8 protein-coding genes are annotated in these 10,141 nt (G+C 69.9%); 4 read left to right on the top strand and 4 right to left on the bottom strand.

Annotation, left to right across the window (positions count from 1 at the left end):
* The 3 genes from G6026_RS14210 to G6026_RS14200 form a co-directional block, all read right to left on the bottom strand.
* Nucleotides 1-1,353: aldehyde dehydrogenase family protein (locus tag G6026_RS14210; protein ID WP_241728096.1), on the bottom strand; the 1,353-nt coding region annotated here is incomplete at its 3' end.
* A 170-nt stretch (nucleotides 1,354-1,523) separates the two neighbouring features.
* The gene (locus G6026_RS14205; RefSeq protein ID WP_182613552.1) at nucleotides 1,524-2,849 is read right to left on the bottom strand and encodes an Ig-like domain-containing protein; all 1,326 of its coding nucleotides are present in this window, start codon (nucleotides 2,847-2,849) and stop codon (nucleotides 1,524-1,526) included.
* 591 nt (nucleotides 2,850-3,440) lie between these two features.
* Entirely contained in the window at nucleotides 3,441-5,045 is a 1,605-nt protein-coding gene (locus tag G6026_RS14200; RefSeq protein WP_182613551.1) for an acyl-CoA synthetase, read from the bottom strand.
* A 67-nt stretch (nucleotides 5,046-5,112) separates the two neighbouring features.
* Between G6026_RS14200 and G6026_RS14195 the strand changes: the two genes are divergently transcribed.
* Nucleotides 5,113-6,000 carry a DUF1707 domain-containing protein gene (locus tag G6026_RS14195; protein ID WP_182613550.1) on the top strand — a complete coding sequence of 296 codons (888 nt, stop codon included), beginning with the start codon at nucleotides 5,113-5,115 and terminating at the stop codon, nucleotides 5,998-6,000.
* Between the two features lie 9 nt (nucleotides 6,001-6,009).
* Here G6026_RS14195 and G6026_RS14190 read toward each other — a convergent pair whose 3' ends face one another.
* Complete coding sequence (locus G6026_RS14190) at nucleotides 6,010-7,044, bottom strand: LLM class F420-dependent oxidoreductase (protein WP_182613549.1); 1,035 nt, start codon at nucleotides 7,042-7,044, stop codon at nucleotides 6,010-6,012.
* A gap of 88 nt (nucleotides 7,045-7,132) precedes the next feature.
* On the opposite strand from G6026_RS14190, the gene G6026_RS14185 reads away from it, so the two are divergent.
* From G6026_RS14185 to G6026_RS14175, 3 genes are all read left to right on the top strand, one after another.
* Complete coding sequence (locus G6026_RS14185; protein ID WP_309230167.1) at nucleotides 7,133-8,155, top strand: OB-fold domain-containing protein; 1,023 nt, start codon at nucleotides 7,133-7,135, stop codon at nucleotides 8,153-8,155.
* Nucleotides 8,156-8,164: 9 nt separating this feature from the next.
* Nucleotides 8,165-9,226: a thiolase domain-containing protein gene (locus G6026_RS14180; RefSeq protein ID WP_182613548.1), complete on the top strand. Its 1,062-nt coding sequence runs from the start codon at nucleotides 8,165-8,167 to the stop codon at nucleotides 9,224-9,226.
* Nucleotides 9,223-10,141, top strand: a 919-nt coding sequence (locus G6026_RS14175) for a thiolase domain-containing protein (RefSeq protein ID WP_182613547.1), incomplete at its 3' end; no start/stop codon positions are given. The genes G6026_RS14180 and G6026_RS14175, both read left to right, overlap by 4 nt.

The raw sequence follows: 10,141 nt of genomic DNA, 5'->3' as shown, positions 1-10,141 counted from the left end.
GTAGGAGTGGATGGCCACGGCCCGCTCGTGGCTGAACGTCCGGAAGCCGTAGTGCCCGTGGTACCCGCCCATGCCCGAGTTGCCGACCCCGCCGAAGGGGATGGCCGGGGAGGCCATCCCGATGCCGAAATCGTTACCGTAGATGTTCCCCGAACGCGTGCGGTCGGCCACGATGTCGAAGCGACTGTTCTTCTCGCCGTACCAGTACAGGACCAGTGGGCTGGGCCGCTCGTTGATGTAGCGCACGGCCTCGTCGAGCCCCCGGTAGCCGAAGACCGTGAGTACGGGCCCGAACACCTCGTCCGAGTCGATCTCCATCTCCGGCGTCACGCCGGTGAGCAGCGTGGGGGCGATCTTCCGGAGGGACGCGTCCGGCAACCGCTCCCCCACCGGGGCGGCGTCGCGCCGCACCGCGCCCTTGGCCACGGCGTCCTCGATCAGGCCGACGATGCGCTCGTAGTTGGAGGTGTTGACGATCGCGGTGTATTCGGGATTGCCCACGATGGCCGGCAGGGTGTGGCGCCACTGGTCCAGGACGGTCTCGCAGAAGTCGTCTACGGCGTCCTCCGGGACGAAGACGTAGTCCGGACACATGCACACCTGGCCACCGTTGATCATGCGGGAGGCCGCGATACCGCGCGCGGCCCGGTCGAGGTCGGCGCTGGTGTCCACCACCACGGGATTCTTGCCGCCGAGCTCGAGCGTCACCGGGGTGAGGTTCTCCGCGGCGTCCCTTGCGACGGACCTGCCGACCCCTGGGGACCCGGTGAAGAACAGGTGGTCGAAGGGCAGGACGGAGAAGTCCGAACCGCGCCCGTGCTCGGGTCCCGCGACGGCCAGTTCGTCGACGGCGAAGTACTCGGGGGCGCGGTCGCAGAGCACCTCTGTCGTGTGGGCGGTGACCGACGACGGCCGGATCATCACCCGGTTGCCGGCGGCGAGCGCCGACCCGGCCGGGACGATCGTCAGATAGAGGGGGAAGTTCCAGGGGCCGATGATCCCGACGACGCCCTTGGGATCATGGCGGACCTGCTGGGTGAACCCCGCCGCGTCGAGGGCCCGGGAGACCCGCGTCGGCTTCATCCACCGGGCGAGGTGGCCGCGCTGATGGTCCAGGTCCGGGATCGATGAGGCGATGTCGGTGATCGTGGAGAACGTCTCGGGTCGGCAGCCGTAGTCTTCCCGGATCGCCTCGGTGAACTCGGCCGCGTTGTCCAGCACGAGGCGCTTGAGCCGCTGGATCCGGTCCCGCCGGATCCCGGCGGCGGGCTGCGGGTCGGCGAGGAACGCCTGCTGCTGCCGCTCGAGGATCTGGGCGAGGGTGAGATCACGGGCCGTCGGGGTCCTGGTCATGCGTCCAGAGTAGGTGGCGGTAGGTGACCGACGCCATGGGTACGACGACGAGGGCGGCGGGTGCACCGAGGCGGGGCCGGCCAGTGCCACCGTCGACGAGGCCGTGCCGGCGACATACCGACTGCGGAGCCCCGCCGTCCGCAGACCGCGGGGCTCCGGGGACTCCTCGGTCAGGTCCCGAGCGAGCTCAGGGTCACGACTCCGCCACCGCCGTCGAGAGAACTCGTCAGCGAGCCCAGGCTGCCCGTCGCCGGCTCGGTCGGCTCGGGCTCCGGGTTCACAGTCTTCGGCGTGATGATCGCCTGGCGGGTGTCCTGCGAGGACAGGTAGACGCCGTGTCCGGAGAAGAGAGCGCGGATGGTGCGCTCTCCGTCGGTGGTCGGGTTCCAGGGCAGGCTCGCCGTCCCATCCGGCTGGACCGGAGCGGTGCCGATCAGCTCGTTGCCGTCGTAGAAACTGACTATCCCCCCGGCCATGCCCGCATCGACCGCGGCCCTGAGCATGATCTGCCGCCCTACCTGTGTCGTCGTGATCGGATCCAGCGTGGTCGTGGTCGCCACGTTGCTCGGATCGGCCGCGGCCACGGTGACGGGGATCGCCCCGTTCGACGGGGCCACGCCGCTGCGCCCGGAGAAGGTGGCATCGATCGTGCGTTCGCCTCCCGCCGACGGAACCCAGTCGATGCTCGCGGTGCCGTCCGCTCCGACAGGCGCCGCGCCGATCTGGGAGCCCTCGTCGAGGAACACGACCTCGCCACCAGCCCCCGCCGGCGACACCGTCGCGGTGAGCCGGGTACTCAGTCCGACCTTCGGTGAGCCCACCGCCACGACTGTCACGGTGGAAGCGACGTTGCTCGGCGAGACGATAACGTCACGTACCTGCGACACAGAACCTCCGTGGGTGCCGGTCTGCGCGACACTGGCTCGGATCTGCTTGGCACCCGCGCCGGACGGCACCCACGGAAGCGTCGCCTGATTCGCCGAGACGGTGGCACTGCCGACATTCTGGCCGTCCACGGTGAAGACGACCTGACCACCATCGGGGACGCCGGAGGTCGTGACCCTCAGCGTGACCTGCTGGCCGACCTCCGGGTTGGTGGGCTGTGCCAGGAACACCGAGGTGCCCATTCGCCGGACGGTGATGGTCGGGCCGAGCGACATCGAACCCCGGTACTGCCCCGCGACAGAGGCGAACTCCGCACCCCCGGTCGGGACGCTACCGGCGCCACACAGCACTCGGTAATCCGTCTCCATCCAGAACCCCGGCCCGACGCCTGGCCCACTCCAGTTGGCGCGATTTCCCGAGAACGAGAACTGGCTGTTGGACTCCGTGATCAGAGCACCCCCGGATGCCTGCCCCCTGGTCGTCCCGGCAACCCGCTCGAAACAGGACGGCACGTCACTCCGGACCCCGTAGAGCAGATCGGCCAGCGACGTGCGCTGCACATTGGTCCGCACCGTCACCTGATCCCCGTAGGTCGGCGACGACTCACTCACCGTCCGGTCGATACGGAAACTCGACGCGAATGCGCCCGAGTACGTGGCGCTCGCCGATATCGGCTCCGCCGAGGCGGCACCGGCTCCGCCCACAATGAGAGAAGCAACGGCCGCCATCGCGGTCGCTCCGGCTACGCTCCGGGACGTCTTTCCGTTCCCCATGAACCCCTCCTGGTCTCGATGAACCCCCGTACACGGATCGACGCTGATCGCCGAAGACACGGTGCGCACGGTGTGACGTACGCAACACTAGTGAAGGCAACTTCAGAAATAAACACTCATCTGAACATGAGTCCATGTTTCCGAGCCGTCATGTCCGTGCCGTCCGTAGTGCGCCAATAGACGACAGCCCGCGCACCAACCAATTGAGCGCTTGTCAGATTCCGGCAGAGAGGACGCCGAGTAGTCTCGGCGGAGGATCTGAGCGCAGCAACGCCGCCCGCTCTGGATTCTGGCCAGAACCGCACCACTTCCGTGTCCACGGCCCGGGTCTCGACCGCATCGGTCACGTCGAGGACGCCATCCCGTACCTCACGTGTCGAGCCTTTCCGGCGTGCTCGACGCGCATCAGGCGCGTCCACGCCGGGCTGCCTACTTCGCGTCCGCCCAGTACGGGTCCTTGAGCGTGCGCTTGACCAACTTCCCGTTGGCCTGACGGGGCAGCTCCTGCACCACGTCGATCGACCGCGGCATCTTGAACTTGGCCAGTCGCCCGGAGAGGTCCTCGAGGATCTGGGCCTTGAGCTCGTCGGACTCGACGTATCCCTCGGCCAGCTCCACCACGGCCTTGACCTCCTCACCCCAGTCGGCGTGCGGGATGCCGAACACAGCCACGTCGCGGACCGCCTCGTGGCGGGTCATCTCCGACTCGATCTCGGCGGGATAGATGTTCACACCGCCTGAGATGATCATGTCGTTCTTGCGGTCGCACAGGAAGAGGTAGCCGTCGGAGTCCACGTAGCCGATGTCGCCCATGGTGAACAGCTCGCCCACATAGGTCTTGGCTGTCTTCTCCTCGTCCTGGTGGTACTCGAACTTGGACCCGTGCATCTGGAGATAGACATTGCCGGTCTCGCCGACGGGGAGCTCGTTGCCGTCGTCGTCGAGGATCTTCAGGGTGGTGGTCTTCCACGGCCGCCCCACACTCCCGGGCTTGCGCAGCCACTCCTCGCCCGTGATGGTGCAGCCGCCGCCCTCGGTGCCGGCGTAGTACTCGGTGAGGACGGGTCCCCACCAGTCCAGCATCGCCTGCTTGACGTGCTTCGGACACGGTGCGGCGCCGTGGACGATCGTCCGGAGGCTCGACACGTCGTACTTCGCCCTCACGTCCTCCGGCAGCTCGAGCAGGCGCGAGAACTGGGTCGGGACCATGTGGGACTGGGTCACCCCGTGGGCGTCGATGAGGCGCAGCATCTCCTCAGGGGCCCACTTGTCCATGAGGACCACCGTCTGACCCAGGTTGAGCGAGATCGCGACGAAGTTGAGTACCGCGGTGTGGTAGAGCGGCGAGCCGCAGATGTGGACGTTGTCCGGGCCCTGGATGCCGAAGCCGGCGAAGAAGAAGTAGTTGGGAACTGTCACCTGGTCGGGCGAGGCACCGGTCAGCGGCCTGCGGACACCCTTGGGGCGGCCGGTGGTGCCCGAGGTGTAGAGCATCGGGGCGCCGAGGGTGCGGTCCGACGGCAAGGGGTCCTCCCCTTCTGCCGGGACGGCGAGTTCGGACAGCGGGCGGAACCCGGGCACGTCGCCGATCGCGTAGCAGCGGGCGGGGTCGAGCCCGGCCTCCGTCGCGGCGACGGTGGCCACGTCGGCGAACCTCTCGTCGGCCACGAACACCGTCGAACCCGAGTTCTCGAGGATGTACGCGACCTCCGGCCCCGTCAGGTGCCAGTTGGCGGGAGCGACGTAGAGACCGATCTCGAGGGCGGCGAAGTAGACCTCGAGGAATCCGATGCCGTTCGGCGCCAGCAGGACGATCCCGTCCCCGGCCCCGAGACCCAGTGCGCGCAGTCCCCGGGCATGGCCGTGTGCGGCGTCCACGAGTTCGCCGAAGGTCACCTGACGGCCGGAGGCCTCGATCACCGCGACGCGGTCCGGCTCCGCCTGGGCGATCCGGTAGACGCTGGTGACGTGCTCGCCGGTCCGGGGGTCCGGGACTCCGGCGTCGGCGGGGACAGAGGGTGTGGGTGCGCTCATGACCACCAGACTAGAACGTGTTCCTGTTGGAGGTCCAGGGATTGACCCGGAGGACTATTCTCATCTCATGTCCGCAGACTCCTCCGGAGCCCGGGCGATCCGGGCCACCGACGACGACCGCACCGCGGTCATCACCGCGCTCGACTCCGCGCTGGCCAGCGGCCAACTCGACCAGTTCGAGCACTACGAGCGGGTGCGAACGGCCACGGCCGCACGCAACGTCGACGAGCTGCGCCCACTGTTCGCCGACCTCCAGGGAGTGAGGGTCCGGCTGCACGGCGACGCGGGTCCGATCCCCGCGGAGTCGTTCACGAGAGGCGTGACCACGCAGTGGTCCCCGCCGACGGGACCCGGGCGTCGACCCTGGGGTGTCCTCGCGGGGGCGCTCGTGGTGGCCGCACTGATGACCGGGGCGTTCCTGGCGTTCTCCGCCTCCGACGACCCGGACCCCGTCGGGCGGGAGGCGACGGCCGCGGACCGCCCGGCCCGAGGCGGACAGGGAGAGGGGCGCGTCCTCGACAATCCCGCCCCCCTGTCCCCCGAGGGCCTCGAGCGGATCTTCTCGAGCGCCGGTCGGGCGTCGGGGTCGGAGCTGGCCACGAGCCTGGTGGTGCACCCGGAGCACGCGGTGCTGTCCTGGACCGACCCGGAGCACCCCAGCCGGACACTGCGGCAGATCTACCGCGGCGGTTGGTCCGGGTGGGCAGACAGCCCCAGCACGCGCGAGGGGTCGTTCCGGCTGGCCGACCTCGATGCCGCCGTGATCGCGCCGGTCGTCGCAGGAGCCGCCGAGAGCCTCGGGATCGCAGGGGAGACCGACGCCTTCCTCAACGTCGCCGCGGACGACGCCGGCCGACCGAGCTACACCGTCCACGTGCGCAACGACGTCCACCAGAGCGGGTTCCTCGTGGTGGATCACGCCGGCGAGCCGGTGCGCATCATGCCGCCCGGTTGACAGACCGGATCAGTCGATCAGCCGGCTCAGTGACTCGATCTCCTCGACCGAGCGGGCCGTCACCACGAGCATGGTCACGCCCGCGGCCTCCCATTCGGCGATCTGGGAGCGCACCGAGTCCTCGTCGCCGATGATCGCGGTGGCCTCGACCATCTCGTCGGGCACCGCCGCCGCGGCCTCCTCCTTGCGACCGGAGCGGAACAGCTCGGTGATGCGGTCGACATCGTCCGCGAAACCCATCCGACGGAACGCCTCGGCGTGGAAGTTCTTCTCCTCGGCGCCCATGCCCCCGGCGTAGAGCGCGGTGAACGGCTTGTAGGCGTCGAGCACGGAGCGCCGATCCTGCGTTATGTGGAGTTGACACAGGAACGCCACCTCGAAGTCCTCCCGGGTACGCCGGGCCCCGGGACGGGCGAATCCCTCGTCGAGCCAGGCGTTGAACTCGTGGGCGGTCCGCGGCGAGGCCAGGAACCCCAGCCATCCGTCGGCGATCTCGGCCGCGAGCGCGACGTTCTTGGGCCCCTCGGCGCCCAGCCAGATGGGCACGTCCTCGCGCAGGGGGTGGAGGATCGACTTGAGCGGCTTGCCCAGGCCGGAGGCGCCGGGGCCCTGGTACGGCAGCGCGTAGGCAGGGCCGTCGGAGGTGACGGGAGCCTCGCGGCGGAGCACCGCACGGATGATGTCGATGTACTCCCGCGTCCGGGCCAACGGTTTGGCGAAGGGCTGCCCGTACCAGCCCTCGACCACCTGCGGGCCGGAGACACCCAGGCCCAGACAGAAGCGACCGCCGGAGAGGTGGTCCAGGGTCATGGTGCTCATCGCGGTGGCCGTGGGCGTCCGGGCGGACAGCTGCACCACCGCCGTGGACAGGCGGATGCGGTCGGTGAGCGAGCCGTACCAGGCCAGCGGGGTGAACGCGTCCGAGCCCCAGGCCTCGGCGGTGAAGACGGTGTCGAACCCCGCCCTGTCCGCCGCCACCACGAGGTCGGCGTGATTGGTGGGCGGCTGGGCGCCCCAGTATCCGAGCTGCAAGGCGAATTTCATGGGCCCCAGTGTGACCCACGCCGCCGCGGCGCGGGGCGGGCCCGCGAAAAGCCACACGCCCCGCACTGGAACGTGTTCTACTTGTGGGGTGACATCCAGAGAGATCGTTGTCGACATCATCCCGCCCGACGAGCCCGTGCTCTCGGCACCGCTCGCCCCGTCCTTCGACTACACCCGGTCGACCGGACCGGTCCTCGGCGCGTTCTTCACCGGCCTGCGTGAGGGCCGCCTCGTGGGGACACGCGACTCCCGCGGCGCGGTCCACGTGCCGCCCGTGGAGTTCGACCCCGTCACCCACGAGGCCCTGACGGACCTCGTCGAGGTGGGCTCGGGGACCGGGATCGAGGGCGTCGTCGTCGTCTGGACCTGGGTTCCCGAGCCCGCGGACGTCGCCCCGCTCGACTCACCCTTCGCGTGGGCCCTGGTCCGGTTCGACGGCGCCGACACCGCCATCCTGCTGCCCCTCGCCGCCGAGGGCCCCGAGGCCGTGCACTCGGGGATGCGCGTGCGTCTGCAGTGGTCCGCCGAGCGGACCGGGACCATCCACGACATCGCGTGCGTGGTCCCCGCGGACGCGGCGGGCGGCACAGGCCCGGGCGACGACGAGCTGGGGCAGTCCTCCGGGGACGAGGCGGTCTCCATGCTCATCACGCCGATCGGACTCTCGGTGACCCACACCGCCTCGCCCGCGGAGAGCGAGTTCCTCAGGGCGATCGTGCAGGGCCGGATGCTCGGGCGTCGACGCTCCAACGGGCCCGAGGTGTACGTTCCGCCGCGGGACTACTGCCCCTCGGACGGGGTGGCGATGGGTGAGTACGTGGAGGTCTCCGACGTCGGGACCGTCACCACGTTCGGCATCGTCAACGTGCCGTTCGCGGGACAGGAGATCACGCCCCCGTACGTCACCGCGTACATCCTCCTCGACGGGTCGGACGTCCCGATCCAGCACCTGGTGCTGGGCTGCGAGGCCTCGGAGGTGCGCATGGGAATGCGCGTGCGCGCGATCTGGACCCCGGAGGATGACCGCCCCGCCTCGATGAAGGCCATCACGCACTTCGAGCCGACCGGCGATCCCGACGCCGACCCCGACACCTACGCCCATCATCTGTAGAGGACACCCGTGACCCCCACCGCACCCCGGGACGTGGCCGTCGTCGGTTTCGCCCACGCCCGACACACAGAGTCCACCTTCGGCACCACCAACGGCGTGGAGATGCTCGCGCCCGTCTTCGCCGAGTGCTACCGCCAGACGGGTCTGGACCGGACCGACATCGACTTCTGGTGCTCCGGCTCCTGCGACTACCTGGCCGGGCGCGCCTTCTCCTTCATCTCCGCCGTCGACACCATCGGCGCGGTGCCCCCCATCAGCGAATCGCACGTGGAGATGGACGCCGCCTGGGCGTTCTTCGAGGCCTACCTCAAGATCGCCACGGGACAGGCCGACACCGCGCTGGTCTACGGGTTCGGCAAGGCCTCGGCGAGCACGGACCTCGACTCGGCAATGGCACTGCAGCTCGACCCGTACACGGTCGCGCCCCTCTGGCCGGGTCGGCACCACATGGCCGCACTGCAGGCCCGCGCGGGGATCGACGCCGGCACGTGGTCGGAGGGTGCGATGGCCTCGGTCGCCGCCCGCGCCACCGGCAGGGACGAACGTGAGCTGCTCGCCGAGCCGTACGTGGCCGACCCGTTGCGCCGCCACGACTGCCCGCCGGTCACCGACGGCGCCGGCGCGATAATCCTCGCCTCCGGCGACCGGGCACGCGAGCTGGTCGACACCCCGGCCTACGTCACGGGGATCGAGCACATCGCCGACTCCGCCGAGTTCGGCGCCCGCGATCTCACCGACTCCCCCTCGGCCCGCGCCGCCGCCGTGCGCGCCACCCGGGCATCCGGAGAGCGGCCCGATCTCGGGGGAGTGACCGTCGCCGAACTGCACACCCAGTACACGCACCAGGAACTGCTCCTGCGTTCCGCGCTGGGCATCGGCGACGACGTGGCCGTGACACCGTCCGGCGGATCGTTGCTGGCGGACCCGCTGTTCTCCGCCGGGCTCGAGCGCATCGGGTACGCCGCCAACGACGTCATGGAGGGCCGCACCGAACGCGCCCTCGCCCACGCCACCAGCGGACATCTGCTTCAGCAGAACCTCATCTGCCTCCTGGAAGGACGCCCCGCATGAGCGCCCACAGCTCTGGTCTCCCCGCGGCCGTTCTCGGCACCGGCCAGACCCACCACGTCGCCCGTCGCACGGACGTCTCCATGTCCGGCCTCTGCCGCGAGGCGATCGACGCCGCCATGACCGACGCCGGCGTGGGATGGGACGAGATCGACGCGGTGGTCGTGGGCAAGGCCCCCGACCTGTTCGAGGGCGTCATGATGCCCGAGCTCATGATGGCCGACGCGCTCGGCGCGGTCGGCAAACCGCTCCTCCGCGTCCACACCGCCGGCTCCGTCGGTGGTTCGACGGCCGTGGTGGCCGCGTCGCACATCCAGTCCGGCCGTTACCGACGAGTCCTGGCCGTAGCGTGGGAGAAGCAGTCCGAATCCAACGCCATGTGGGCCCTGAGCCTGCCCGTGCCGTTCACCGCCCCCGTCGGCGCGGGAGCCGGCGGGTATTTCGCCCCCCACGTGCGGTCCTACATCCGCACCACCGGCGCCCCGGAGCACGTCGGCGCGATGGTGGCGGTGAAGGACCGCCTCAACGGGTCCATCAACCCCCACGCCCACCTCAAGCAGCCCGACCTCACCGTGGACAAGGTGCTGCAGGGGCAGATGCTGTGGGACCCCATCCGTTTCGACGAGACCTGTCCGTCGTCCGACGGCGCGTGCGCGATCGTCCTCGGCGACGCCGAGGCCGCCGAGGAGGTCGAGTCCACCGGCCGCCGTGTCGCGTGGGTGCACGCCACCGCGTTGCGCACCGAGCCCGGGACCTTCGCCGGCCGTGACTACGCCAACCCGCAGGCCAGTCGCGACGCCGCGGCGGCCCTGTGGGCCGAGGCCGGGATCACCGACCCGGCCGAGGAGATCGACGCCGCCGAGATCTACGTCCCGTTCTCGTGGTTCGAGCCCATGTGGTTGGAGAGCCTCGGGTTCG

Origin of the sequence: Dietzia sp. DQ11-38-2, assembly GCF_014145055.1 — a bacterium.
In the GTDB taxonomy this organism is placed as follows: domain Bacteria; phylum Actinomycetota; class Actinomycetes; order Mycobacteriales; family Mycobacteriaceae; genus Dietzia.
Note: the sequence above shows the minus strand (reverse complement) of the source record. Positions and strands in the feature narration are given on the sequence as shown.